Annotated in this window: 28 protein-coding genes and 1 other annotated feature; of the genes, 1 reads left to right on the forward strand and 27 read right to left on the reverse strand. The window is 41.3% G+C overall.

The genetic code is table 11. The features are described 5' to 3' along the window. Window positions 1-18: 18 nt before the first annotated feature. The 25 genes from nusG to AB1H92_RS15400 all read right to left on the reverse strand — a co-directional run bounded on the left by nusG (window position 19) and on the right by AB1H92_RS15400 (window position 22516). On the reverse strand, window positions 19-552 hold the full coding sequence (nusG, locus tag AB1H92_RS15280) for a transcription termination/antitermination protein NusG (protein ID WP_115364190.1): 534 nt from the start codon (window positions 550-552) through the stop codon (window positions 19-21). Window positions 553-782: 230 nt separating this feature from the next. After that, on the reverse strand, window positions 783-968 hold the full coding sequence (gene secE / locus AB1H92_RS15285) for a preprotein translocase subunit SecE (protein WP_115363667.1): 186 nt from the start codon (window positions 966-968) through the stop codon (window positions 783-785). A gap of 148 nt (window positions 969-1116) precedes the next feature. Next, window positions 1117-1266, reverse strand: coding sequence for a 50S ribosomal protein L33 (gene rpmG, locus AB1H92_RS15290; protein ID WP_115364191.1), 150 nt, complete (start codon window positions 1264-1266; stop codon window positions 1117-1119). 150 nt (window positions 1267-1416) lie between these two features. Next, entirely contained in the window at window positions 1417-2049 is a 633-nt protein-coding gene (gene sigH / locus AB1H92_RS15295) for an RNA polymerase sporulation sigma factor SigH (protein WP_115364192.1), read from the reverse strand. A gap of 89 nt (window positions 2050-2138) precedes the next feature. Further along, the gene (locus AB1H92_RS15300; protein WP_115363669.1) at window positions 2139-2657 is read right to left on the reverse strand and encodes an NYN domain-containing protein; all 519 of its coding nucleotides are present in this window, start codon (window positions 2655-2657) and stop codon (window positions 2139-2141) included. Continuing rightward, window positions 2654-3412 carry a 23S rRNA (guanosine(2251)-2'-O)-methyltransferase RlmB gene (rlmB, locus tag AB1H92_RS15305; protein ID WP_115363671.1) on the reverse strand — a complete coding sequence of 253 codons (759 nt, stop codon included), beginning with the start codon at window positions 3410-3412 and terminating at the stop codon, window positions 2654-2656. Before rlmB ends, AB1H92_RS15300 begins: the two co-directional genes overlap by 4 nt. Continuing rightward, window positions 3412-3831 (reverse strand): Mini-ribonuclease 3, encoded by a 420-nt coding sequence (locus AB1H92_RS15310; protein WP_115363673.1) that lies wholly within the window; start codon window positions 3829-3831, stop codon window positions 3412-3414. Before AB1H92_RS15310 ends, rlmB begins: the two co-directional genes overlap by 1 nt. Before the next feature lie 4 nt (window positions 3832-3835). Further along, window positions 3836-5236: a cysteine--tRNA ligase gene (gene cysS / locus AB1H92_RS15315; protein ID WP_115363675.1), complete on the reverse strand. Its 1401-nt coding sequence runs from the start codon at window positions 5234-5236 to the stop codon at window positions 3836-3838. Then, window positions 5233-5895 (reverse strand): serine O-acetyltransferase, encoded by a 663-nt coding sequence (gene cysE / locus AB1H92_RS15320; RefSeq protein ID WP_115363677.1) that lies wholly within the window; start codon window positions 5893-5895, stop codon window positions 5233-5235. The genes cysS and cysE overlap by 4 nt, the downstream gene beginning before the upstream one ends. Before the next feature lie 110 nt (window positions 5896-6005). Continuing rightward, window positions 6006-6238 (reverse strand) — a binding site (T-box leader). A gap of 84 nt (window positions 6239-6322) precedes the next feature. After that, window positions 6323-7783, reverse strand: a complete 1461-nt coding sequence (gene gltX, locus AB1H92_RS15325; protein ID WP_115363679.1) for a glutamate--tRNA ligase — start codon at window positions 7781-7783, stop codon at window positions 6323-6325. Window positions 7784-8330: 547 nt separating this feature from the next. Continuing rightward, the gene (gene ispF, locus AB1H92_RS15330; RefSeq protein ID WP_115363681.1) at window positions 8331-8807 is read right to left on the reverse strand and encodes a 2-C-methyl-D-erythritol 2,4-cyclodiphosphate synthase; all 477 of its coding nucleotides are present in this window, start codon (window positions 8805-8807) and stop codon (window positions 8331-8333) included. Then, on the reverse strand, window positions 8804-9499 hold the full coding sequence (gene ispD / locus AB1H92_RS15335; RefSeq protein ID WP_115363683.1) for a 2-C-methyl-D-erythritol 4-phosphate cytidylyltransferase: 696 nt from the start codon (window positions 9497-9499) through the stop codon (window positions 8804-8806). Before ispD ends, ispF begins: the two co-directional genes overlap by 4 nt. A gap of 33 nt (window positions 9500-9532) precedes the next feature. Continuing rightward, the gene (locus tag AB1H92_RS15340; protein ID WP_115363685.1) at window positions 9533-10639 is read right to left on the reverse strand and encodes a PIN/TRAM domain-containing protein; all 1107 of its coding nucleotides are present in this window, start codon (window positions 10637-10639) and stop codon (window positions 9533-9535) included. A 133-nt stretch (window positions 10640-10772) separates the two neighbouring features. Next, window positions 10773-12146 (reverse strand): DNA repair protein RadA, encoded by a 1374-nt coding sequence (gene radA, locus AB1H92_RS15345; RefSeq protein WP_115363687.1) that lies wholly within the window; start codon window positions 12144-12146, stop codon window positions 10773-10775. 77 nt (window positions 12147-12223) lie between these two features. Next, window positions 12224-14665: an ATP-dependent Clp protease ATP-binding subunit gene (locus AB1H92_RS15350; RefSeq protein WP_115363690.1), complete on the reverse strand. Its 2442-nt coding sequence runs from the start codon at window positions 14663-14665 to the stop codon at window positions 12224-12226. Window positions 14666-14788: 123 nt separating this feature from the next. Further along, the gene (locus AB1H92_RS15355) at window positions 14789-15880 is read right to left on the reverse strand and encodes a protein arginine kinase (protein WP_115363691.1); all 1092 of its coding nucleotides are present in this window, start codon (window positions 15878-15880) and stop codon (window positions 14789-14791) included. Then, a complete protein-coding gene (locus AB1H92_RS15360; RefSeq protein WP_115363693.1) occupies window positions 15870-16424 on the reverse strand; it encodes a UvrB/UvrC motif-containing protein in 555 nt (184 codons plus the stop codon). Before AB1H92_RS15360 ends, AB1H92_RS15355 begins: the two co-directional genes overlap by 11 nt. A gap of 37 nt (window positions 16425-16461) precedes the next feature. Beyond that, window positions 16462-16929, reverse strand: a complete 468-nt coding sequence (locus tag AB1H92_RS15365) for a CtsR family transcriptional regulator (protein WP_115363695.1) — start codon at window positions 16927-16929, stop codon at window positions 16462-16464. 208 nt (window positions 16930-17137) lie between these two features. Further along, complete coding sequence (locus AB1H92_RS15370; protein ID WP_115363697.1) at window positions 17138-18826, reverse strand: hypothetical protein; 1689 nt, start codon at window positions 18824-18826, stop codon at window positions 17138-17140. 163 nt (window positions 18827-18989) lie between these two features. After that, window positions 18990-19994 carry a biotin synthase BioB gene (gene bioB / locus AB1H92_RS15375; RefSeq protein ID WP_115363699.1) on the reverse strand — a complete coding sequence of 335 codons (1005 nt, stop codon included), beginning with the start codon at window positions 19992-19994 and terminating at the stop codon, window positions 18990-18992. A gap of 1 nt (window position 19995) precedes the next feature. Continuing rightward, window positions 19996-20583, reverse strand: a complete 588-nt coding sequence (locus tag AB1H92_RS15380; RefSeq protein WP_115363701.1) for a biotin transporter BioY — start codon at window positions 20581-20583, stop codon at window positions 19996-19998. 236 nt (window positions 20584-20819) lie between these two features. Then, window positions 20820-21002: a hypothetical protein gene (locus AB1H92_RS15385; protein WP_075526592.1), complete on the reverse strand. Its 183-nt coding sequence runs from the start codon at window positions 21000-21002 to the stop codon at window positions 20820-20822. 51 nt (window positions 21003-21053) lie between these two features. Continuing rightward, window positions 21054-21452, reverse strand: coding sequence for a hypothetical protein (locus AB1H92_RS15390; protein WP_174904614.1), 399 nt, complete (start codon window positions 21450-21452; stop codon window positions 21054-21056). A 128-nt stretch (window positions 21453-21580) separates the two neighbouring features. Beyond that, on the reverse strand, window positions 21581-22204 hold the full coding sequence (locus AB1H92_RS15395) for a YIP1 family protein (RefSeq protein ID WP_115363705.1): 624 nt from the start codon (window positions 22202-22204) through the stop codon (window positions 21581-21583). 129 nt (window positions 22205-22333) lie between these two features. Further along, a complete protein-coding gene (locus tag AB1H92_RS15400) occupies window positions 22334-22516 on the reverse strand; it encodes a hypothetical protein (protein WP_115363707.1) in 183 nt (60 codons plus the stop codon). A 251-nt stretch (window positions 22517-22767) separates the two neighbouring features. Between AB1H92_RS15400 and AB1H92_RS15405 the strand changes: the two genes are divergently transcribed. Continuing rightward, the gene (locus tag AB1H92_RS15405; RefSeq protein ID WP_115363709.1) at window positions 22768-23160 is read left to right on the forward strand and encodes a thiol-disulfide oxidoreductase DCC family protein; all 393 of its coding nucleotides are present in this window, start codon (window positions 22768-22770) and stop codon (window positions 23158-23160) included. A 74-nt stretch (window positions 23161-23234) separates the two neighbouring features. Here AB1H92_RS15405 and AB1H92_RS15410 read toward each other — a convergent pair whose 3' ends face one another. Then, window positions 23235-23606 carry a DUF779 domain-containing protein gene (locus AB1H92_RS15410; protein WP_115363711.1) on the reverse strand — a complete coding sequence of 124 codons (372 nt, stop codon included), beginning with the start codon at window positions 23604-23606 and terminating at the stop codon, window positions 23235-23237. A 6-nt stretch (window positions 23607-23612) separates the two neighbouring features. Then, window positions 23613-25154: an aldehyde dehydrogenase gene (adh, locus tag AB1H92_RS15415; protein WP_115363713.1), complete on the reverse strand. Its 1542-nt coding sequence runs from the start codon at window positions 25152-25154 to the stop codon at window positions 23613-23615. Window positions 25155-25308 lie beyond the last annotated feature (154 nt).

Consider the following 25308-nt stretch of genomic DNA (forward strand, 5'->3'; position numbering starts at 1 on the left):
ATGCAAGTAGCAGAGTAATTAATTTTTTTGTACTTGATCAAAATCTAATTCCATCTTCGTTTCACGGCCAAACATATCTACCGCGACTTTAACTTTTTGCTTCGCCATATCGATTTCTTCGACCTTACCTTGGAAATCAGCAAATGGTCCTTCAAGCACTTGAACCACTTCACCAATTTCAATATCAAGTTCAGCAACCTTATCTTTGACACCCATTTGCTTAAGAATAAAGTCAACTTCCTCTTCTAATAACGGCGTCGGCTTAGTTCCTCCACCAGACGAACCAATAAATCCTGTCACCCCTGGCGTATTACGAACAACATACCAAGAATCGTCCGTCATAATTGTCTCAACAAGCACGTACCCTGGGAATGTTTTTTTCATCACCGTACGCTTTTTGCCGTCTTTAAAATCGGTCTCTTCCTCTTCCGGAACAATCACCCGAAAGATTTTATCTTGCATACCCATTGTTTCAACGCGTGCCTCAAGGTTTGCTTTCACTTTGTTTTCATAGCCTGAATACGTATGAACAACGTACCAATTTTTTTCTATTTCCATATATATAAGGACTTTAAGTCCGTCCCTCCTTTCACCACGAGTAGTTCAAAAGCGTAAAACGCCCGACACTAGATGCAGAATCTCTAGCATAGTACTTACCCATAGTTCGAAATTTTATAGTTTCCCAAAGAATTAAAAAACCCGTTCATACAATCAGACGGGCTATTTCTAAGGGATTCATAATTTTTATTTATTATTATATTATAGCGTAACGTACGTAAATTTTAAAAGCTTACGTACCAATCCATTAATTTTGAAATGCCGAGATCGGTGATACCAAAATAAACCGCCATGAAAATGACTGTCACAAGAACAACAATCGTATAGCGCGTCAATTCTTTACGCTTTGGCCAACTTACTTTTCTCATTTCCGAAACGACTTGCTTCAAGAAATTACTTATCTTCCCCATGTTTATCGTAACCCTCCGAAATAAGATGTATTACTTTAACTAAACATCTATGAATAAGCGATTCTTTCCTATCCACTTTATTCATCCCAGAAACAAAAAGCCGCTTCTACCACTTTAGAAGTGGTGTGATGAACATTGTTGAATCAAGTTAAACGGTTTGCCTATGCATAGTATGTGCATTGCAATGCTTACAAAACTTTTTAATTGTTAAGCGTTTCGTGGAATGATTCTTTTGTGCTGGAACGGAATAGTTACGTGTTCCGCAATCTTCACAACTCAAAGTTATCTTTTTAGACAATTCTATCACCTTATTAGGTCCTATAATCTTGCTAAAGAGTACCACCTTACAAGAAGCATGTCAACACTATTAAGGATATCCACTTCCAAGCAATTAGACGCCCACTTTATTATTCTAAATTTTAACGCAATTCCCTCGAGATGCATGCGATTACTTTACTGTGTCTACTTCTAAATAAAGTTCTAGTTTCCTCTTAATTCGTTGAAGTGCGTTGTCCACAGACTTGACTGGTCGGTTTAAATTAATCGAGATTTCTTGATAAGTTTGTCCATCTAGATAAAGCGCCAACACTTGTCTTTCAAGCTCACTTAACACTTTTTGCATCTTTATCTCCATATGGTCAAAATCTTCCTTATGAATCATTAAATCTTCCGGATCTTCAAGAGGGGGACCTGCAAGCATATCCAGTAGTGTACGCTCAGACTCCTCGGTATAAACAGGTCGATCTAGAGATACCGAAGAATTCAGCGGAATATGCTTTTGCCTTGTTGCTGTTTTAATCGCTGTAATAATTTGACGTGTAATACACAATTCAGCAAATCCTTTAAAGGAACTTAATCTGTCTGGTTTATAGTCACGTATCGCTTTATATAAACCAATCATTCCTTCCTGCACGATGTCCTCTCGATCGCCGCCAATTAAAAAATACGAACGGCCTTTCAACCAAACAAAAGACCGGTATTTTGTAATTAAAAAATCAAGTGCATCTGCATTGCCTTCGTGAATAATCGCAACGATGTCTTCGTCGGACAACGTAGTGAAATCTAACACTCTATTAGTCATACATGTTTTTTCCACCAACAGGATCACCCCCCCGAATCGTCATAGACCTCTTTCCAGTATAGCGTATTAATTTTTTTAACGTCAACCAATCATCGAATTCCACGCCTCCATTTTTCAAATATTTCTTTAACTTCCCTTGAAAGCGGTATCTTCGAAGTCGGTTGTTGATTCTCAAAATCTTTTACTTTACCAGAAATAGAAGTAAGAATTTTTTTCATTTCAATTTCAAGTTCGCGCGCCGACTTCCGGAGTGCACCTTGCGCAAAAATAATCCACTGCTCCGTAAAGTCAGAAGTCGCGACATGAATTTGAATACGTCGATGCAATAGTTCTAAAACAAGTTTTTCAATTCGTTCATCTGCTGTTTCATTTTCTCTTGTGAACAATACTTCAACATCATGTTTCTTAATCTTACTTTCAATTCCACGCATTAAATAAGCATCAAAGACAACGATAACCCGCCACCCTGTATACGCTTTGTACTCAGCCATCCGTTCGATTAACAAATCTCTTGCTTCTTCCAACTGCCTGTCCTTTAATTGGCGCAATTCCGCCCATGCGCCAATTATATTGTAGCCATCTACAATGAGGACATTTTGCTTTTTCATTTCTTTTCGGTGAGAGGTTGTCGCTTACGCAGCACCTCGTACATTAAAAGTGAAGCTGCAACAGAAGCGTTTAAAGAAGTGACTTTGCCTACCATAGGTAAGTGGTAAAGGAAATCACATTTTTCTTTTAAAATACGTGACATTCCCTTTCCCTCACTCCCAATAATGATAGCTAGCGGAAGTGTTGCATCCATCGTTCGATAGTCAGCAGAGCCCAACGCATCGGTTCCTGCTATCCAAACCCCTCGCTCTTTCAATTGCTCAACCGTTTGGGAAAGGTTATTCACACGCACAACAGGAATATATTCAATCGCACCCGTAGAAGCTTTTGCGACAACCGCTGTTAATCCGACAGAACGACGCCTTGGAATAACCACACCATGCACACCAGCTGCATCAGCTGTCCTTAAGATTGAACCAAGATTATGCGGGTCTTCTAATTCATCTAAAATTAACAGAAGTGGGTCTTCTTGACGTTTTGCAGCTAATTCAAAGATATCTTCCAGTTCTGCATAATGATAAGCCGCGACTGAAGCGATCACGCCTTGATGATTACTGTCAAGCATGCCGTCGAGTTTCTGTTTGGGGACGTATTGAACGATAACCTTTGCCTTCTTGGCAAGCGATAGGATTTCACCAATACTTTTCTTATTAATCCCTTCTGCAACCCAAATTTTATTCAGTTCACGACCTGAACGTAATGCTTCAACGACTGGATTTTTACCGCCTAGCAATTCTGAGTTATTTGTAGTCATCAAGATTCATCCTCCTTTGGGTTTTCAATAATACGAATCGCTTCAAGTATAAACTGCTCCACTCTTTTCTCGTCCTCTAGCAAATAGAGATAACCGAGTACCGCTTCGAAACCAGAGCTATTTTTATATGTTCCCACATCTGTATTTTTGGGTGTCGATCCTGGCTTTGCATTCCGCCCACGCTTCATCACCATTTGTTCTGCTTCCGTTAGAAAGTCTTGCGTAAGCATTGTTTGCAAAATCGCCGCTTGTGATTTCGCCGACACATAACGTGTTGCTTCTCTATGCAACACGTTAGGTCGGACACGTCCTGAACGTAATAAATGCTCTCGAATCGCCTGTTCATAAACTGCATCACCCATATATGCTAAGGCGAGTGCATTCAATTGTTTTACGTCAACATCTCTTAGTACGTACATGTTGTTACCCTCGTTTCCAGCGAGTTCCTTGCGCTGTATCTTCAAGGAGAATGCCTTTTTCTTTTAGCTCATCTCGAATTTCATCAGATCTAGCAAAATCACGATTGCGGCGCGCTTCTAATCGCTCTTCAATTAGTTTTTCAATATCTTCATCGAGTAAATCTTCTTCAGCGTCCATCGGGATGCCCAAGACATCCAATAACGATTCAAACGTTACTAAAAACTTCTCTAGAACGTCTTTCGCTGTATTCTTCTCTAATAAATAAACGTTCGCTAACCTAGCAAGTTCAAAAATCGCTGCAATTCCATTTGCTGTGTTAAAATCATCATCCATCGCTGTAACAAAATCATCTTTGCAAGCGTCAATTTTATGCAACCAAATATCGGATTGGTCGCCAAGGTTTGCAGATGCCCCCAAACGATATTCCACATTTTTATAGGCCGTTAGTATTCTCTCCAAACCAGCTTCCGCCTGTGTCACAAGCTCTTCCGAAAAATTAACCGGATGTCTATAATGCACAGAAAGAATGAAGAAACGGAGCACTTTTGGATCTACTTGCTTCCGAATTTCATTGACAAGGACAAAGTTATCAAGTGATTTGGACATTTTTTCATTATCAATATTAATATAACCATTATGCATCCAATACTTAGCAAATGGCTTACCCGTCATCGCTTCCGACTGAGCAATTTCATTTTCGTGGTGCGGGAACATCAAGTCTTGCCCACCTGCGTGAATGTCCATCGTGTCTCCAAGATGTTCACGTGCCATTACGGAGCATTCGATATGCCATCCTGGTCGCCCGGCTCCCCAAGGACTATCCCACGAAACTTCATTTTCTTTCGCAGTTTTCCATAAAACAAAGTCAAGCGGGTCTTCTTTTTTCTCGCCAGCTTCAATACGCGCACCAACAATTAATTCATCTGTCGACTGGCTAGATAATTTTCCGTAGCCGTCAAATTTGTTCGTACGGTAATACACATCCCCTTGAGATTCGTACGCAAACCCTTTATCGATCAACACTTGAATAAAGTTTACAATATCTTCAATATGATCCGTAACGCGCGGATGAACATCCGCCTTATTGCACCCTAACGCCGTCACATCTTCAAAATAAGCATTGATAAATCGCTCGGTTAATTCACTCACATCTTCTCCGAGTTCATTCGCAGCTGCAATGATTTTATCATCAATATCCGTAAAGTTTGAGACAAATTTCACGTCGTACCCTCTGTATTCCAAGTACCTACGCACCGTGTCAAAAACGATAACTGGACGAGCGTTCCCGATATGAATATAGTTGTAGACCGTTGGACCACAAACATACATTGATACCTTCCCCTCTTCTTGAGGAATGAAAGGCTCCTTTTTTCTCGTTAATGTATTGTATAATTGAATGCTCATGAGGCATCCCCTTTCTCAATCGTCGTTTGTTCTAGCTCTTTAATTCGCTCTTCAAGCCGTAGCATTTTTTCTTCTAATGTCTCACATTTTTCAGCAATCGGGTCAGGCAAATCCTGATGGTCCAATTTATTTTTTACTTTCACTCCATTTGAAATGACTACTGTCCCTGGTATGCCGACAACCGTTGACGATGGTGGTACATCTTTCAACACGACAGATCCCGCACCAACTTTGCTACCTTCACCAATTGTAATCGAACCAAGCACTTTCGCCCCCGTTGCAATCAATACATTATCATGGATTGTTGGGTGTCTCTTGCCTTTCTCTTTTCCAGTACCACCGAGTGTGACACCTTGGTAAATGGTAACATCATCCCCAATTTCACATGTCTCTCCAATTACGATTCCCATACCATGGTCAATAAATAACCTCCGACCAATCTGTGCGCCTGGATGAATTTCAATCCCCGTGAAAAAACGACTAATTTGCGACACACTTCTGGCTAAAAAAAGTAAGTTCCTTTTAAATAAAGCGTGCGCAACACGATGCGCCCAAACTGCATGCAAACCCGAATAAGTTAACACCACTTCAAATGTGCTTCGCGCGGCTGGGTCTTGGTCAAAAATACACTTAATATCTTCTTTCATTCTACGAAACATTTTACGTCCCCCCTTAACACCTATTTCCAAGAACTATTAGGAATACCGACTAAAAACTGAGTTAATAAAAACTATATCTTTAAAAAATAAAAATACGCCCCTGTCAAAATGACAGAGACGTAATGAATTACGTGGTTCCACTCCGCTTGAAAGGCATATTGCCGCCTTTCCGCTTAATACGCCTCATAACGCTGGCGATGCGTCCGACCTACTCCAACAAATTGTTTCGGCCTAGCTCTCAAAGGGGCATTTCCACATTGCATTGACCTAGATCACTTCCACCCGATGGTGATCCTCTCTGAAAGGCATGCAAATATGTACTTATCCTTTTCTACGATTTCTCTATCCAAATCACTTTTAAATCAGTTAAATTACTCTTAAGCTTACACGTTCTTCACAAATCGTGCAAATCTCAAGTACGTAACTTTTAAGATTGCGCATACTCCGTTACGCGAGCAAGGGCGTTTTCTTTTCCAACTAACGCGATGGCAGCTGGCAATTCCGGACCGCTCGTTTCACCCGTTGTGACGACACGAATCGGCATAAATAAGTTACGACCTTTGTGTCCTGTTTCTTTTTGAACCGCTTGAATCGCTGATTTAACTGAAGCTGAATCAAATGTTTCTAACGCTTCAAATTGTGTTTTCAAAGCCGCCATAACTTCAGGCACTTGTTCTCCCGCAAGTACTTTTTGCGCTGCTTCATCATATTCAATCGTATCTTTGAAGAACTGGGCTGTTAATTCCACAATTTCTGCACCGTAACTTAACTGCTCATGGTATAAAGCAATTAAATCATGTGCCCACTGACGTTGTTCGTCCGTTAATTCAGTTGGTAATGCGCCCGCTTTTTGCAAGTGCGGCAATGCCAACTCAATCACTTGCTCTGTAGATAATTTTTTAACGTACTGGTTATTCATCCATGTTAGTTTGTCTTTATCGAATACAGCTGGCGATTTTGATAAACGATCTGCGTCGAAAATCGAAACAAGTTCTTCTATCGAGAAGATTTCCTCTTCTCCTTCAGGTGACCAGCCAAGCAATACGATGAAGTTAAATAAGGCTTCTGGTAAATAACCTAGCTCTTCATATTGTTCGATAAACTGAATAATAGACTCATCACGTTTACTTAATTTACGACGACTCTCATTTACAATTAATGTCATATGACCGAAAGTCGGCGGTTCCCATCCAAATGCTTCATAAATCATTTGTTGTCTCGGCGTGTTTGAAATATGGTCATCCCCACGAAGTACGTGTGTAATTTCCATGTAGTGATCATCTACCGCAACTGCGAAGTTATAAGTCGGTACACCGTCTTTTTTCACAATGACGAAATCACCAATGCCGTCAGATTCAAAAGAAACATTGTCTTTCACAAGGTCATTAAATGTATAAACCTTACCTTTTGGCACGGCAAAACGAACGCTTGGTTCACGGCCTTCCGCTACAAGAGCTTCTTGCTCTTCCGTAGTAAGATGACGGCATTTACCACTGTAGCGTGGCATTTCATTGTTTGCTGATTGTGCTTCACGCTCAGCTTCGAGTTCTTCTGCCGTACAATAACATTTATAGGCTACCCCTTTTTCTAGTAGCTCATCGTACAACTTTTTATATAGATCATTACGTTCTGATTGGCGGTAAGGTCCAAATTCTCCACCAACGTCGATACTTTCATCCCAGTCGAGGCCAAGCCATTTTAGATAGTTCAGTTGAGATTCTTCTCCACCTTCGATATTTCGGCTAGCATCTGTATCTTCAATTCGAATGATAAATTTACCGCCTTGATTGCGGGCAAATAAATAGTTAAATAGCGCTGTTCGTGCGTTTCCAATATGTAAGTGACCTGTTGGACTTGGCGCATAGCGTACGCGAACTTCTTTCGTCATAGTAAATCCTCCTAATTTTCGTCCGTTTATCTTGAACTATCTTATCATATGTTGTTTTTTGATTGAAATAAATGAGTTAGGTTCCATTCCATAAATGTTAGATTCCAAACAATCTTTGATTTCCGTTCCGGGTGGACGCTTTCCGCGGGGCGCGGGTGAGCCAATCGCAAAACGAAGATTGCGATTTGCCGTATTTCTGCGGTTTTTGCAGAAATTAAGGCATCCAAATGCTATTCCTGCTCTCAAACGCTTCGCTTTTCGGTCACAAAAGCCGTTCTTCGTGACGACTTAAGGCAAAGATGTGCTCCCAAACGCTTCGCTTTTCGGTCACAAAAGCCGTTCTTCGTGACGGCTTTCGCTACATCCCGCAGGAGTCGCCACCCTCCACTCCAATCAATGGAGATACCTTTAATATGAAGATCAAATTGAAATCACTAATTAACATTCGCAATAAAAACCGCCAAACTCCAAGTGTAGCCTTAAATCAACTGCACCTTTACCAGTTAAACAATGAAACAACATATTTCCTAAACAATTCATAAATACCTTACTTCTTTTGCAACAAAATCGTTGCCATTGCAGCGATTCCTTCTTCACGTCCTGTGAAGCCTAGTTTTTCGGATGTTGTGGCTTTGACGTTCACCTGGGAAATATCCGCTCGAAGCAATTCCGCAACACGTGCTTGGATGGCTTCGATGTGAGGGGACATTTTTGGTCTTTCTGCAATGACCGTACAATCAATATTGCCCAACTGGTAGCCGCGCTCATTCACGAGTTGCCAAATTTTTTCTAATAAGATGGCAGAGTCTGCGTCTTTGAATGCTTCGTCTGTATCCGGAAAGTGGCGGCCGATGTCTCCTTCGCCGATTGCGCCGAGCGCTGCGTCTGTAATTGTATGGAGCAATACGTCCGCGTCGGAATGGCCAGCTAATCCACGTTCATGCGGGATTGTGACGCCGCCGATAATTAATGGACGTCCTTCCTCGAATTTATGTACGTCGAAACCTTGTCCAACTCGAATCATTTATTCTCCTCCTGTTGTACTCTCTTTAACAGTATTTCGCCAATGGCCAAATCTTCTTGCGTCGTCATTTTCACGTTGTCATATGTACCTTCCACAATACGAACAGGATGCCCAGTTCTTTCTACGAGCATCGATTCGTCCGTTCCGAGAAAGTCATCTGCTATCGCTTGGTCTGAGGCTTTTTTCAAGATTTCATATCGGAAAGCTTGGGGGGTTTGGACAATCCAGAGCGCGTCTCGATTGACTGTCTCTTCAACAATGCCTGTAGGCGCTAGTTTCATCGTATCTTTTGCCTTTACGCCCGTGATTGCCGCCCCATGTGCCGCGGCCTCTTGCACTAACGCATGAATGACTGCGCGGCGGATAAAAGGACGTGCTGCGTCATGAACTAGCACGACCCCATCCTCCAAATACGCCTCAAGACATGCCGCCACACTATATTGGCGTTCCGTTCCACCTTCGACAATTGCTTGAACTTTTGAAATGGCAAACTGTTTTAGATAAGACTCAATTTCTTGTTTTTCTTCATTTTTAACAGCTAAAATAATGCCCGCACATAAAGGATCTGCTTCGAATGCCTCTAATGTATGGATAAAAATCGGTTTTTCACCAAGTGTTAAGAAAAGTTTATTAACCCCTGCCCCCATCCGCTGTCCACTACCAGCGGCGGGTATCATCACTGTATACTCCAATAACCATCTTCCTTTACCAAACAAAAACTAACGTTAATTTGCTCTTACCGCTCTCCCATGTTTAGGTTTAGCGAAAATCATACGACCTGCGGATGTTTGTAGCACACTGGTAACGATTACGTCAATTGCATTGCCAATGTGCGTTTTCCCATCTTCTACGACAATCATTGTACCGTCATCTAAATAAGCGACGCCTTGATTTTGCTCTTTTCCATCCTTAATGACGACGACATGCATTTCTTCACCTGGAATTACGACTGGTTTCACTGCGTTCGCCAAATCATTGATGTTCAATACAGCAACACCGTGTAGTGCGGCAACTTTATTTAAATTAAAATCATTCGTAACGACGAGTCCTCCCATATCTTTTGCTAAATGAACGAGCTTCAAATCCACTTCAGCGACGTCAGCAAAATCCACATCGGTAATTAAAATACCTGGTCCGCCATCTGTTTGCAGTGCTTTCAGTACATCTAATCCCCTTCTACCTTTCGTTCTTTTCAATGTATCCGAGGAATCTGCGATATGTTGAAGTTCCGTTAAAATAAATTGTGGTACAACAAGTATCCCCTCAAGAAATCCCGTAGCAGAAATATCCGCAATACGGCCATCTATAATGACACTTGTATCTAATATTTTATACATTGTATCACGGGTTTTTCTAACTTGTGGCTCTTCAGCGTCTTTTTTCTTCGGACTATGCGTCCGTATAGATTGCATTGCATGAATAATTTCTTCGCGTTGTTTGAAGCCGACTTGAAAACCGAGGTACCCAAGAATTAAAAATAAAACGGTAGGTAAAACAGAAGAAATAACTGGAATTTCAATACTCCCAAGCCAAAAACTAACTAAAAAAGCAACACTTAACCCAATAATAAGACCGACCGTTCCAAATAGTAAATCAAAAATTGGAGCACCTAGCAATCGTTCTTCCATCCATTTAATGAAATTAACGACAGGTGTTGTAAGAAAAAGATTCAAGAGAAAAAATAATAATCCACCCACAATTGCAGCTACATATGGATTATTAATCAGCGGATTGGATGAAAATGAAAATAGATCAAATAATTGCGGTAAAAATAATACGCCAAGCGTACCTCCAATCAGCAAAAAGGATAGCTGAACGACTTTCCTTAACATGCACTTCACCTCCTTATTGTAATAATTATACATGTATTCCCTTAAAACAGCTTTCAATAACATACTTAACCACGATAACTAAAATGAGTGTAATGGGGGTGCAAGGTCGGTAAATACCTCCCTTGCAACTTTTTTATTGCGAGAACCCAACTTTTAACGCATCACTAACTGTTTCAACACCGATCACTTGAATCCCTTCCGGATAGTCCCATCCACCTAAATTGGAAGACGGAATAATTGCCCGCTCGAATCCAAGCTTCGCTGCCTCTTGCACACGTTGTTCAATTCTAGAAACACGGCGCACCTCTCCCGTTAGACCAACCTCTCCGATAAAGCAATCTGATAATCCAGCGGCAGAATCTCGATAACTAGAGACGATACTAACTAGGACGGCTAAATCGATAGCAGGTTCGTCTAATTTCACACCACCAGCAACTTTAATATAAGCATCTTGTGCTTGTAACAGCATGCCCATTCGTTTTTCAAGCACGGCCATTAATAGCGAAACCCGGTTTTGATCCAATCCTGTCGCCATCCGCTTTGGATAGTTAAAGCTTGAAGGCGTCACAAGTGCTTGGATTTCTACGAGAATCGGCCTCGTACCTTCCATAGATGCGACGACGGTTGAACCGGCACCACCTTGAGAACGCTCTCTTAAAAACAACTCGGATGGATTTAAAACTTCCTTTAGACCCGATTGCAACATTTCAAAAATAGCGATCTCATTCGTTGAACCAAATCTATTTTTCACACTTCGTAAAATACGATATGTATGATGACGTTCCCCTTCAAAGTATAAAACTGTATCTACCATATGTTCCAAAATACGTGGTCCAGCAATCTGTCCATCTTTTGTTACGTGACCCACTAAGAATATGGCAATGTTTTTGGTTTTCGCGATACGCATTAATTCCGCCGTACACTCTCTTACTTGTGTAATACTTCCCGGTGCGGACTTGACTTCAGGATGATGGATGGTTTGTATAGAATCTACAATCACAAACGCAGGGTTAATTTCATCGATTGTGTGATGAATTCTTTCTAGATCCGTTTCCGCATAAATAAACAATTCGTCCGAAAGAACCCCCAACCTTTCCGCGCGAAGCTTTGTTTGTCGAATGGATTCTTCTCCAGATATATACAATACACGATGATTCTGGTTGGCGAGAAGCGAGGAAACTTGAAGGAGCAAAGTAGATTTTCCAATTCCGGGGTCTCCTGCAGTTAACAACAGTGAACCTGGCACAATGCCACCGCCTAGCACTCGGTTTAACTCTCCTAATTCTGTTTCAACACGCGGTTCCTCAATCGTCTCAACTTGACTAATCGGCACTGCTTTTTGTTGAACTTCATCGGTATGTTGGAACGCACCACGTGGACCTTTTCGAACCACTTCCACTTCCTCGTTCATCGTGTTCCATTCCCCGCAACCCGGGCAACGTCCCATCCACCGAAGAGACTCGTACCCACAATCTTTACACATAAATTTTGTTTTTCTCTTTGACATGCTTTCCTCCATAGATGAAAAAGACAGTCCATTTCACTAATTTTCTTAATGAATGGACTATCTCAATCTCAAAAAAATTATTTTCCTACCGGCATTGCTGTCCGTACGATAAACTCTCCGTCTTCTACATCAACTGTCACTTTTCCGCCAGTTAATGCTGTGCCTTTTAACAGTTCCTCAGACAATCTATCTTCCACATGCTTTTGGATTGCTCTACGTAAAGGACGTGCACCGTAATCCGGGTCATACCCAATGTCAGATATTTTGTTTTGCGCTTCCTCTGTTAATTCGAGTTCAATATCTTGCTCTTTGAGACGCTTGGATAGCTCATTAGACATGAGGCTAACAATTTGACGTAAATGTTCTTTTTCAAGCGCGTGGAAAACAATCATTTCATCCACACGGTTTAAGAATTCAGGACGGAACGTTTTCTTCAACTCTTCTAGCATTGTTGATTTCATACCTTCATAGTCGTGGTCTGAATCTTGTAAATTAAACCCGACGTAACGATTCGTTTTTAACGCCGTTGCACCTACGTTTGAAGTCATAATGACAACCGTATTACGGAAATCTACCGTACGTCCTTTGGAATCAGTTAGTCTACCATCATCTAATACTTGAAGGAGCATATTGAAAACGTCTGGGTGTGCTTTTTCAATTTCATCAAGCAAGATAACAGAATAGGGTTTACGACGAACTTGTTCTGTTAATTGTCCGCCTTCCTCATGGCCTACGTATCCTGGTGGTGAACCAACAAGTCGAGACGTTGAGTGTTTTTCCATATACTCAGACATATCTACGCGAATCATTGCATTTTCATCGCCGAACATTGTTTCAGCTAAGGCACGCGCAAGTTCTGTTTTTCCAACCCCTGTTGGGCCTAGGAAAATAAATGAACCAATTGGTCGCTTCGGATCTTTCAGGCCTGCTCTCGCTCTGCGGATTGCCCGCGAAATCGCAGTGACCGCTTCCGATTGACCGATGACACGCTCATGTAAGGTTTGTTCCATGTTTAGTAGTTTCATCGATTCTGTTTCTGCAATTTTTGAAACTGGAATTCCAGTCCACATCGCAACAACCTCTGCAATATCATTTACAGTCACTTTCGATTCTGTTTTCCCTTGCTTCTCCTTCCAAGCCGCTTTTGTCGTATCAAGTTCTTCTTTCATTTTCTGTTCTTTATCACGGAAAGAAGCCGCTTTTTCAAACTCTTGGCTTTGGACTGCCGCATTTTTCTCAGAACGAATCGCTTCTAGTTGCGTTTCAAGGTTCTTTAGATTTGGTGGTGTTGTGTAAGAACGCAAACGTACTTTTGAGCCCGCTTCGTCAATTAAGTCAATCGCTTTATCCGGTAAAAATCTATCAGAAATATAGCGGTCTGCCATTTTCGCAGCAGCCTCTATTGCTTCATCCGTGATTTTCACACGGTGGTGTGCTTCATAACGATCACGTAAACCATTTAATATTTGAATAGACTCTTCTACGGACGGCTCGTCGACTTGAATCGGTTGGAAACGACGCTCAAGTGCCGCATCTTTTTCAATATACTTTCTATATTCATCTAACGTTGTTGCACCGATACATTGTAGTTCACCGCGTGCAAGCGAAGGCTTTAAGATGTTCGAGGCATCTATCGCACCCTCTGCGCCACCAGCGCCAATTAGCGTATGCAACTCATCAATGAATAAAATGACGTTGCCCGCTTGGCGAATTTCTTCCATCACTTTTTTCATTCTGTCTTCAAATTCTCCGCGGTATTTCGTACCCGCTACAACCGTTCCCATATCTAGCGTCATGACGCGCTTGTCGCGAAGAATTTCCGGAACTTCATTATTCACAACCTGCTGGGCCAACCCTTCTGCAATTGCAGTTTTACCTACACCAGGTTCTCCAATTAAAACAGGATTGTTTTTCGTACGACGTGCAAGCACTTCAATAACACGTGTAATTTCTTGGCTACGGCCAATGACTGGATCAAGCTGTCCTTCCCGAGCTACTTCCGTTAAATCACGCGCAAGTCCGTCTAACGTCGGTGTTGCAGCGGAATTCGTATTGTTAGAGGAATTACTTGATGAACTTTCATTGCTCCCTAGAAGTTGCAATACTTGTTGACGTGCTCTATTCAAACTTACCCCTGCGTTACTTAACACACGTGCAGCAATTCCTTCACCTTCGCGGATGAGTGCTAGTAAAATATGCTCCGTTCCAATATACGAATGCCCTAACTTTCGCGACTCATCTACTGAAAGCTCAATTACTTTTTTAGCACGTGGTGTGTAGTGAACAATTGGACCAACGTCTTTTGTGCCGGTCCCAACGAGTTTCTCAACGCCTTCCTCAATTGTCGTGAAACTTACTTCAATCGCTTCAAGCGCTTTGGCAGCAATGCCGCCACCTTCGCGAATCAGCCCAAGCAAGATATGTTCTGTGCCAATCGATTCGTGCTTCATGCGAATTGCCTCTTCTTGAGCAAGTTGTAACACTTTCTGTGCGCGTTGTGTAAATCGGTTAAACATCATAGTTATGTCCACTCCTTCTCTCTATATATAATCTATTCCACGGACGCTCATACGTAATCTAATAAAATCCTTTTTCACACATAGGATTGACTAATTTTTACCAAAGTATACAAACTAGAAAACTCAATCTTCTTTCGATTTTTTCGTTGATGGCAATGCACCATCAATGAGAAGACGTGCTCGGAATAATTTTGCTCGAAAAATATCGCGTTCCTCTTGTGTTAGCTCTGCGTTTGCGTATTGTTGGAGAAAACCCGGTTGCATAAAAATCATTAGCTCATTCATGATCGAAACATCTACGTCTTTAATGAGCCCAAGATCGACACCGAGTCGAACATCCGATAGACATTTCGCAGCTTCTCCAGTTGGCAGGAGCCTTGCATATACAAGCGTTCCGAGCGAACGATGCAATCGATCTTCGAGTGCCGTTCGTGATTTCTCTAAAAGATTTTTCCTCGCTTGACGCTCATGTGCGATTAACCGAGCAGTTACATTTCCTAACTCCTCTAAAATTTCCGCTTCTGTCTTGCCAAGTGTAACTTGATTTGACACTTGGTAAACATTCCCTAGCGCTTTACTGCCTTCCCCGTAACTCCCACGGACAACAATGCCGAGCCTTGTGATTGCTGGAATGATTCTTTTAATTTGCTTGGTTATCGTTAATGCTGGTAAATGCATCATGACAGAGGCGCGCACGCCAGTTCCAGTATTGGAAGGACAACTCGTTAAGTAACCAAATTGTTCATCAAAAGCATAAGGCAATTGCTTTTCTAACAAGTCATCCACGGCATCTGCCTGTTGATAAGCTTCTTCCAATTGCAATCCCGGGAAAATACATTGGATGCGAATATGATCTTCCTCATTCACCATAATGCTGACTGTTTCGTCTTCTGATAAAACTACAGCACCTTGACGTTCCGGATTGGTTAATTGCGGACTAATTAAATGTTTTTCCACTAACACTTCCCGGTCCAATTTTGAGAGATCGGACATTCTAATATAGGCATAACCTTTACCGTCAACTTCATCTAGTAATGCGCCGGCAGCCATTTTATCGACTGCTAATGCTTCATCCTCACTTGCAGCGATAGGAAAACGATACCCCCTTAAGTTTCGCGCTAATCTCACACGGGTTGCCATGACGATATCAGAATACTCTCCTTCACCCGTCATCCAGCCTGTGATCGCACTTTGCATAAACTTCTCAATCGACATTGTATGCTTCACCTCCATTGGAAAGGTGTTGTTGCAGCATTCTTGCCTCGTCGCGTAATTCGGCAGCTTCTTCAAACCGTTCCGCTTCTACCGCTTCTTGCATTTTTACTCTTACTTCTTCAATTTTTCTTTTAATCGCATATAATTCATTAAATGAAACAGGTATCTTACCTGTATGGGTTGTTTGCCCATTGTGCAACTTCCCAAACACATGCGGAAGTCGTTCTTTAAATGTTTCATAGCAAGTGGCACAACCGAACTTGCCGATGTCCAGAAAGTTTCCAAACGTTAATTTACAATCAGGACATTCCAGTTGATGGGCTGTCGTGCCTCGCCTTTTTGGTTGCGTTTGGAATGTATCGCCACCGCCAAACCAATGAGATAAAAATTGTTGAATAGATAAAGGTTCCTCATTTGGACTAAAATGAAACGCTTCTGATTGGAAAGCACATTTTTCGCATAGATGATGCTCAATCGACTCGCCCATATAGCCCTTCGTAATGACAACGGATGCGGGCCGTTCCTTACATTTTTCACAAATCATCTACATGCCACCTCACATTTGTAAAGTTGATTTTTCATTAAAACTCTTCATAAATAAGCGTCACGAGCATGGCATGTAAAACACGCGCTCTCAGTTCATCACGTTCAGGTAACGGAATTCGAATCGTCGCCCGATCAACTGCTGCCAATATAAGTTTCGACTCGCGATCTGTAATAACCTCTTCTTCTAACAGTCGATATACAATATCGAATGCCATTGTATGCGAAACACCATTTTGGAGACCTGCTAAAATATGTTCAATTAAGTCTTTACGGGTATTTGCTCGAACGCGAAAAATTCGGATATACCCGCCGCCGCCTCTTTTCGATTCAACTGCATAACCACGTTCAGCTGTAAAACGTGTATTAATCACGTAATTAATTTGTGAAGGGACACATTGAAATTTTTCTGCAACTTCACTTCTTTTGATTTCGATTACGCCGTCTTGTTCTTCTTCTATAATCGCCTTCAAATATCCTTCAATGATGTCAGAAATATTTCTCATTTCTTCACCTCTTTCATGCCAGGTGTCTTCATTGACTTTGACTATCTTTGACTTAATTGTACAGACGAATCACATGGTTCGCAATCGATACGCATTCATTTATTCGACTATGATAGTGTCGGCTTAAGCCATCATTATTTAATCATTTAATTATAGAAAAATGGACTTTCCTACTTAAATTAAGAAAGTCCATTCTATTTTTATACACTCATTCAGCTTCCACGCTTATATTTTTTAGTTCCTTCACTGGTAGGAAGAGTTCGCCCGTTTCTAGGTAGGTGATGGAAAGTTTATCGCCTTCCTGGATATAGATTGAATATGGGGCAACTTCAGAAGAGACCAGGAAACTTCTTCCGTCGTCCGCTAATATCGATACGAGTGTGAATTCGCCTACGCGCTCTTTGAATACACGCTGGACAGTAATCGCTGTTTTCCCTTCTTCTGCATTTGAACTGCCGTCCACGGAGCTGCCGCCACGTTGAAGTGCCGTTTTATATAGTTTTAACGCTTCGTTCGGCGTATTGCCGTATACTGAAACTTCAGGATTGGCCGCGGAAACAATAAAATAGTTTTGTAAGAAACCATTTGAATCCAAGACCGGCGTTAACCAGCTAGCTTCCCCGTAAAAATTGTAGAGTACCGGCATTTCGCCAGACCATTTCTTTTCAATAAATTTCTTCTCAATAATTTGTAAAGTACCTTGCGAATCCATATACGACTCTTCTAAGTTTCCAGTGTAATACGTTGCTTCTCCTGTTCGACCATCCGTCAAGGCATAGCCAAGCATCGAATCGACACCCTCTTTTGGACTTGTGAAATCAGTAAAGTAATACATATGGCCGTTTTCATCGAATATCGGACTCACATTTGCTTCTGTTCCTTCATCAGATGGAATTTTCACATCTTTTTTCCCGAAGACAGAATTCCAGAAACCGTGAATATACTTTCCAAAATAACTGTTTTGTAAACTAACCGCTTCAGGCGCAACTGCCCCATCAATAAAGGCTGGGATCTCAGCAAGTGGATATTTTTTTACATCACCTGTTTTTGAATCAACCATGATAATTCCTTTCACATCAAAACCGTCACGTGCAGTAATAAAGTTTCCATATGAACGAATATAAAATGGTTTCCCTTCATCATCAATTTCAAGCTGAACATCTCCGTAGAAAATAAGGTTTGGCATTTTCATACGAATATGACGCTTCACTTCCTTATGGAAATAGGAAGAAGGTGTATAAGTCATTTCTGATTTAATAAACTTCGGATTATCTGCCGAATTGGTTGCACTCATCGTGAAATACCCTGGTGTTGTTTTCCCGTTCAACCATTTAAATAAACCTGAAAACTCAACAGGCGCAATATAGACAAATTCGCCGTTCACTTTTTGAATTTGCAAGTTTCCTAGTTCATAGTAACTCGTATTTGGGACTTGGCCAAAAGCTTTTTTCATTTTATTCCGCGCAAATTTCGGTGGGACACTTGCTGGCGTTTTTGTTTCGTCAAAAGCTGAAATTTCGATTTCTTGGTCCATTTCTACGATACTGTACTTTTTATTGGCATTGAATAATGGCGCACTTAATATAAAAATGCCTACAGCAAGCGCTGCCAGGAATAAACCTATTTTTAGCTTTCGCTCTTTTTGACCCGCGACTAAGACACTGATAAACGTAACAATGAGCAATACAACCCATAGAGATGTCCAATTACGGTCTAAATTCGTAGCATAGTAGAGCCCGAATATAATTAGGGTGATAAAGACTGCAGTTGCTAGTAATGCCGCCCATCGATTAAATGGAATCGTCTTCTCCGTCTCTTGATCGTTGATCGCAACTGGAACAATCACCGCACTTGCAATGATGCCGACAACGACTGAGAATATCATTAAATGAATCATATAAAACACTCTTTTCTATTTAGAAGATTTTCATTCATAGTAATGATACGGACTTACTAGCAAATGGTTTCATATTTATTTATACGAAACTTTGAGGAAAAAGATACCTTTTATCCACATAAAAAAAGGACTCTCCACTTTTACGGAAAGTCCAATTCTTGTTTTATTGCGTAACAGCTTCTCTCTTTAATGGTTCTAGGTCAATTTCAAACCCAAGATCTTCAAGCATTTCTCGGTCTCGATTACTTTCTTGGCCTTCTGTTGTTAAGTAGTCGCCGACGAATATCGAGTTTGCAGCATATAGTCCAAATGGTTGTAGGCTACGTAAATTCACTTCTCGTCCACCGGAAATTCGAATTTCTTTCGTCGGATTCATAAACCTAAATAGGCAAAGAACCTTTAAGCAATAACGAGGTGTTAATTCAGACGTTCCTTCAAGCGGCGTGCCATCGACGGCATGTAAAAAGTTTACTGGGATTGAATCTGCGTCCATCGCATGTAAACTTCGGGCCATTGCAATGACATCTTCTTTCGTTTCGCGCATTCCGACAATGACACCTGAGCACGGGGAAATCCCTGACGCCTTTGCCAATTCCACTGTATTTACGCGATCGTCAAACGTATGTGATGTCGTAATCTGATCATGATGTGCTGCGGATGTGTTGATATTATGATTATACCGATCTACGCCCGCTTCTTTTAATCGGCTTGCCTGATCTGGCTTTAAGAGACCAAGACATGCACAAACTGTCATGTGCTCATGCTTCGCTTTAATCTCTTTTACCGAGTCAACGACAATATCGAGTTCTCGGTCTGCAGGCCCACGTCCACTGGCAACAATGCAATAAGTCCCAGCATTTAGGTCCGCAGCACGCTGAGCCCCTGCAATAATTTCTTCCCGTTTCATCATTGAATACTTTTCAATAGGTGCTTTCGACACGATGGATTGCGCACAGTACCCGCAGTTTTCGGGACATAATCCGGACTTCGTATTAATGATCATATTTAACTTCACTTTATTGCCATAATAATGCTTTCGAATTTTATAAGCAGCATGTAGAAGAGGAAGTAAATCCTCATCATCACTTTCCAAAATTGACAGCGCCTCCGCATCCGTCAAAATATGTCCGTCAAGAACTTGATTCGCTAATGCTTGAAATGTCGTCATATTATCGCCTCACTCTCAATATTTTGAACATTCGATGTCCAAAGATCCCTGCCAATACCGCGAGAAGAATATCTTTAGGTAATGGTGGTAACATCCATAGCCACGCCACTTTATATGTAAATGCATCAGGCGCAGCAGCCCACAGTTTATAAGCAAAATACATCCAGTTCGTTCCAAATAAATAATTCACCGTCATCGCAACTAGCGCAGCGATGATGTACCCTTGTAATTTCCCATTCTTTTCAACAATCTTCCCAGCGATATAGGCCGTAAATATAAAGGAAACAATAAATCCAAACGTCGGGCTCACAACTGCCCCAAAGCCACCACTGAACTTTGAAAATACAGGTGCACCTGCTAGTCCAATGAACATGTAAACCGTCATCGAAATAGCACCTAAACGACTACCGAGAATGAGCCCCGCCAGAATCGCAAAAAAAGTTTGTAACGTAATAGGAACCCCACCAACTACTAAAAACGGTACGAACGCCGTTATGTTTGCACCAATCATCATAAGTGCCGCAAACATGCCACAATGCACTAGACTTAATGCATCCATTCCTTTTCTGTGTTCTACTACTGTTGTCATTTGTCACCTCTAGATGTTTGTCATAATTAACATAATAAAAGAATAATTCATTTGAGTCAACCACTTATTTACTTTAGTTAACCTATTACAAGAAGGTCATCATTTCATATTTTGAGTGGGATTACTAATATATTCGGTGAGGCGCGTCAGAACTTGGAGTAGGTTTAATAAGTCAGGAAAAAGAAATAAAATTAAAAAACCGACAGCATTTCGCCATCGGTTTTGATTTCTACTTCTTATCTTTCTTCTTCGTTTTTTGGAAATAGGAAATACGAAATGATCCCACTTACAATGACTGCACCTATTGTGATATAGATTCGCGTCTCTTCAGGAACATCCGTATGATTCCGATTTAATATCGCCCAACTTGCCCAAGCAACAATGAGCATGATCGGGATCACAAATTTAAAAATCCGCAAGCAGTTCACCCTCAATAAATTATAGTAAACTTAGTTTACCATAATTCGGAATTACATCCACGGGCAACGTCTTGCACCGCCACATCCACAACCGCATCCGTGTCCATGGCCGTGTCCGTGTCCGTGCCCTCCTTCGAATGCTGGCCCAAGCCCCATTCCTGGTCCATATCCTGGTCCTGGTCCGTATCCCGGTCCGTTCTCGCCAGGCGAAAACGAAGCGCCCATTACATCCTGTGTTGTTTCAGTGTAATAGTGTCTCGGAACATCGACGACATGGTGCCTATTTACGTTGACAACTGGATGGATAACCGGTACCTCGCGCTGAGAAAACTGATCATGGCAACGATAGACAGGCGGACATACAATTGGTTCAACTTGATTGTGCCCCATTGGACTGTGCCCCGTTGGATGGTGCCCCCATTGTTCAGGCATATTTCCATGATTCATCATGCTCTATCACCTCCTCCCTCTAGTACATGCAACAAAAATACAAGTACACGGGCAAGAGACTAGATAGCTAAAAAATGATAGAAACAATCACTACATCTAAGTTATTAAAGGGAGCACCATGAGAAGTTTCAGAGTCCCAAAAATACTAAACCACTGATCACTAAAATGACGAGACAAATAACGATGACGAAGACAATTCCTGCGTATATCATAATTGTTCCAAACCCTCTTAACGCCGAAAACTGATGTGCATACCCAATTGCTTTAGACAGAATAACGATGCCATAGATTGATAAACCCATCATGACAATCAGATAAAATACATAAAAACCGAACGACATATTTGTAACCGCAAACGGTCCAACAGGCTCTCTAAATAAATCTTTTCCATAAATCAGTACTGCAATGATTGAGATAGGAAGCATTCCAATCATTGGAAGTGAACCACTTGCGACCGCCAAGCACATTTGCTTCCATTGACCTTTTCCGCCAAGAATTTTTCCAATAAATAAATACACGCCCGCATTAAAAAAATAGAAAAACACACTCATTGTAATAGCAATAAATAAAGAAATAAAAAGAATTGTCGGCAATGAAAATCCTGATAATAGACCCGTATCTGCAAATGAAAACACACTTGTGCCAATGGATACAATCACAGTAACTAAAATTCCATAACCGAGTGATCTTTGCTCAATCATATCTTGCAAAGTTTGTTCCGGTTTCGACCAAATTGATAGAAAAGGATTCATCCCATTCCTCCCTTACCCTTTATCTTAATCTATGTATCATTATGATATTTCAACACCCTACTTCATATATCCGAGTCATCGTTCATTTATAGCAATATAAAAAACCTCACGTAATTGTGAGGTTTATGATTATTGATAGGTCTCTGGTAATTCCTTTTCTTGATGGGACTCTCCTCTATCAAACACTTCAGAATCCCCGTATGGATACGACTCAAAGACTGGCGATCCTTCACCAATCATATTCAATGCTGCATTGACATCTTCATCTTGTCTTTTGGCCATTTCTTCCGGATCAATAGGTATATAATTCATATGGACCAACCTCCTCTACATATTAACCGTGGCTAAATGTGATAGGAACCGAGATTGTCAATTATACTATTCATCTAATCACCTTTATTATGCCAAGTACTCTGTATATAACAAACTGTTCCATGCTAGACATCGTGAATCGGCATAGACGTAGCGCGATTCACTTCCACCTTACAATCAGGATATTTAAGTTTTTTTTACAGTCATCCTCTAGAGATATCGTGTATACTATCAATTAAGGAGGCGGTCTCATGAAACGAATTGTTTTATTTGATGGAGCGTGCAACTTTTGTAATGCAAATGTTCATTTTATAATTAATCGTGATCCTTATGCACATTTCTACTTTTCTTCATTACAAAGTGACAAAGGCCAAGAACTTGTTCAAAAGTTTGCGATTCCAAAAGAGAAAGACAGTCTCGTCCTGATTGAAAATAATAAAGTCTATACGGAGTCTTCTGCCGCCTTGCATATTGCCAAAAAACTAGACGGGTTATGGCATCTATTGTTCTTACTTATACTCATTCCACGCCCAATTCGTGACGGCGTTTATAAGTGTATCGCGAAAAATCGGTATAATTGGTTTGCCAAGAAGAAAGATTCTTGTACATTGCCTTCTTCTGAAATTAGGAGAAGATTCCTCTGAGAGCATTCACCTGAACCTAAAAAAATCGCAAGCGAGTTTTTACAACTTACTTGCGATTTTTATGATGAACCCTGCTAACCTTCTATACTGGCTAATCGTTCATTTTCTTCATCTGTAAAGGCTCGTGACCTCGTCAAGAATCGTTTGCCTTCTACGCCTTCAAGAGAGAACATGCCGCCCCGTCCATCGACTACATCAATGATCAGTTGTGTATGCTTCCAATAATCAAATTGGTTTTGGTGCATGTAAAACGGAACGTCTCCAATTTTACCGAGCAACACATCTTGCTGACCAATGATTAACTCGCCTTTTGGATAGCACATTGGCGAAGACCCATCACAGCAACCACCCGATTGGTGGAACATGAGCGGTCCATACTTCGACTTTAATAAGGCTAGAAGTTCAAGAGTCGCATCGGTAGCGATTACGCGCGCGATTTCATTCATCTCTACTTAAAAGAGACCCGTTTTATTTTTGTCATAGCTTACGAGCATATTTTTTGTTTGCTGGTAATGAGAGAGCATTTGCAAGTGATTTTCTCTACCGATACCAGATGCTTTATAGCCACCGAAAGCTGCATGTGCAGGGTAGACGTGGTAGCAATTTGTCCAGACGCGACCTGCTTGGATATTACGGCCAAAACGATACGCAGTATTAATATCGCGCGTCCATACTGCAGCACCTAATCCATATAAAGTATCGTTTGCGATTTCCAATGCTTCTTCTTTCGTTTTGAAAGTCGTTACAGAGACTACAGGACCAAAGATTTCTTCTTGGAAAACGCGCATTTTATTATTGCCTTTAAAGACAGTTGGCTTCACGTAATATCCGTCTTTCAAATCGCCTGGCAGTTCATTCTTCTCGCCGCCAATTAAGCATTCAGCGCCTTCTTGTTTACCGATATCCAGGTAAGACAAGATTTTCTCCAATTGTTCAGATGATGCCTGTGCCCCCATCATAACAGTTGGATCTAGTGGATTTCCTGTTTTAATCGCCTTTACTTTTTCAAGTGCACGCGCCATAAATTTATCGTAAATGGACTCATGGATGAGCGCACGGGAAGGACATGTACATACTTCACCTTGGTTTAGTGCGAACATAACAAATCCTTCTACTGCTTTATCGAAAAACTCGTCGTCTGCATCAGCGATATCTTCAAAGAAAATATTCGGTGACTTTCCGCCAAGTTCTAATGTTACTGGAATTGTATTTTGTGATGCATATTGCATAATGAGGCGCCCTGTCGTCGTCTCACCAGTAAATGCAATTTTGCCAATTCGCGGGCTAGACGCGAGCGGTTTACCTGCTTCCAAACCGAAACCGTTGACGACGTTCACAACGCCTGCTGGAAGTAAATCTTCAATTAACTCTAGCAACACCATAATAGATGCCGGCGTTTGTTCAGCCGGTTTCAAGACAACGCAGTTTCCTGCTGCTAATGCTGGCGCTAATTTCCACACAGCCATTAAGATTGGGAAGTTCCAAGGAATAATCTGTCCAACAACGCCAATCGGCTCGTGAAAATGATAAGCAACCGTATCATCATCGATTTGACTCACGCCGCCTTCTTGCGCACGGATTGCGCTTGCAAAATAACGGAAATGATCAACCGCAAGCGGTATGTCTGCAGCTAACGGTTCGCGAACTGCTTTACCGTTATCCCAAGACTCCGCAACTGCCAGCAATTCTTTATTTTCTTCAATACGATCTGCAATTTTCAAGAGGATGTTCGCACGTTCTGTGACAGATGTCTTACCCCACGCATCTTTTGCGGCATGCGCTGCGTCTAATGCAAGTTCAATATCTTCTGCCGTCGAGCGTGCCACTTTTGTGAAAACTTTTCCAGTAACCGGCGTTACATTATCAAAGTATTGCCCTTTTACTGGCGGCGTCCATTTCCCACCAATATAGTTGTCATACTTCTCCTTAAAATTAACGACAGCACCTTCAGTGTTTGGAAACGCATAGACCTTGTTTTCAACAGCTTGTACCATTTACATTCCTCCAATTTAGCATTGAATTTTTTAAATATTTAGTACCATTACCAACACTACAATAACACAACTATTCTGTCAAATTGGTAGTGTCATTCCTTTTTATCGTGAATGTTTCACTTTTTGTCGTTTTACTTTTACCGTATATATCGCT

The organism is Sporosarcina pasteurii (genome assembly GCF_041295575.1).
GTDB classification, from domain to species: Bacteria; Bacillota; Bacilli; order Bacillales_A; family Planococcaceae; genus Sporosarcina; species Sporosarcina pasteurii.

Coding starts and splice junctions, on each gene's coding strand:
- AB1H92_RS15410 (WP_115363711.1), bottom strand. CDS start 23,606: ATGAATGAAATCGCGCGCGTAATCGCTACCGATGCGACTCTTGAACTT.
- gltX (WP_115363679.1), bottom strand. CDS start 7,783: ATGACGAAAGAAGTTCGCGTACGCTATGCGCCAAGTCCAACAGGTCAC.
- ispF (WP_115363681.1), bottom strand. CDS start 8,807: ATGATTCGAGTTGGACAAGGTTTCGACGTACATAAATTCGAGGAAGGA.
- cysE (WP_115363677.1), bottom strand. CDS start 5,895: ATGTTTCGTAGAATGAAAGAAGATATTAAGTGTATTTTTGACCAAGAC.
- AB1H92_RS15400 (WP_115363707.1), bottom strand. CDS start 22,516: ATGAATTATATACCTATTGATCCGGAAGAAATGGCCAAAAGACAAGAT.
- AB1H92_RS15360 (WP_115363693.1), bottom strand. CDS start 16,424: ATGATTTGTGAAAAATGTAAGGAACGGCCCGCATCCGTTGTCATTACG.
- bioB (WP_115363699.1), bottom strand. CDS start 19,994: ATGACGACATTTCAAGCATTAGCGAATCAAGTTCTTGACGGACATATT.
- adh (WP_115363713.1), bottom strand. CDS start 25,154: ATGGTACAAGCTGTTGAAAACAAGGTCTATGCGTTTCCAAACACTGAA.
- AB1H92_RS15310 (WP_115363673.1), bottom strand. CDS start 3,831: ATGTACGTACTAAGAGATGTTGACGTAAAACAATTGAATGCACTCGCC.
- secE (WP_115363667.1), bottom strand. CDS start 968: ATGGGGAAGATAAGTAATTTCTTGAAGCAAGTCGTTTCGGAAATGAGA.
- cysS (WP_115363675.1), bottom strand. CDS start 5,236: ATGAGCATTCAATTATACAATACATTAACGAGAAAAAAGGAGCCTTTC.
- sigH (WP_115364192.1), bottom strand. CDS start 2,049: ATGACTAATAGAGTGTTAGATTTCACTACGTTGTCCGACGAAGACATC.
- rlmB (WP_115363671.1), bottom strand. CDS start 3,412: ATGACTACAAATAACTCAGAATTGCTAGGCGGTAAAAATCCAGTCGTT.
- AB1H92_RS15350 (WP_115363690.1), bottom strand. CDS start 14,665: ATGATGTTTAACCGATTTACACAACGCGCACAGAAAGTGTTACAACTT.
- AB1H92_RS15390 (WP_174904614.1), bottom strand. CDS start 21,452: ATGATGAATCATGGAAATATGCCTGAACAATGGGGGCACCATCCAACG.
- AB1H92_RS15380 (WP_115363701.1), bottom strand. CDS start 20,583: ATGACAACAGTAGTAGAACACAGAAAAGGAATGGATGCATTAAGTCTA.
- AB1H92_RS15300 (WP_115363669.1), bottom strand. CDS start 2,657: ATGAAAAAGCAAAATGTCCTCATTGTAGATGGCTACAATATAATTGGC.
- AB1H92_RS15340 (WP_115363685.1), bottom strand. CDS start 10,639: ATGTTAAGGAAAGTCGTTCAGCTATCCTTTTTGCTGATTGGAGGTACG.
- AB1H92_RS15405 (WP_115363709.1), top strand. CDS start 22,768: ATGAAACGAATTGTTTTATTTGATGGAGCGTGCAACTTTTGTAATGCA.
- AB1H92_RS15365 (WP_115363695.1), bottom strand. CDS start 16,929: ATGAGAAATATTTCTGACATCATTGAAGGATATTTGAAGGCGATTATA.
- AB1H92_RS15370 (WP_115363697.1), bottom strand. CDS start 18,826: ATGATTCATTTAATGATATTCTCAGTCGTTGTCGGCATCATTGCAAGT.
- AB1H92_RS15355 (WP_115363691.1), bottom strand. CDS start 15,880: ATGTCGATTGAGAAGTTTATGCAAAGTGCGATCACAGGCTGGATGACG.
- radA (WP_115363687.1), bottom strand. CDS start 12,146: ATGTCAAAGAGAAAAACAAAATTTATGTGTAAAGATTGTGGGTACGAG.
- AB1H92_RS15395 (WP_115363705.1), bottom strand. CDS start 22,204: ATGAATCCTTTTCTATCAATTTGGTCGAAACCGGAACAAACTTTGCAA.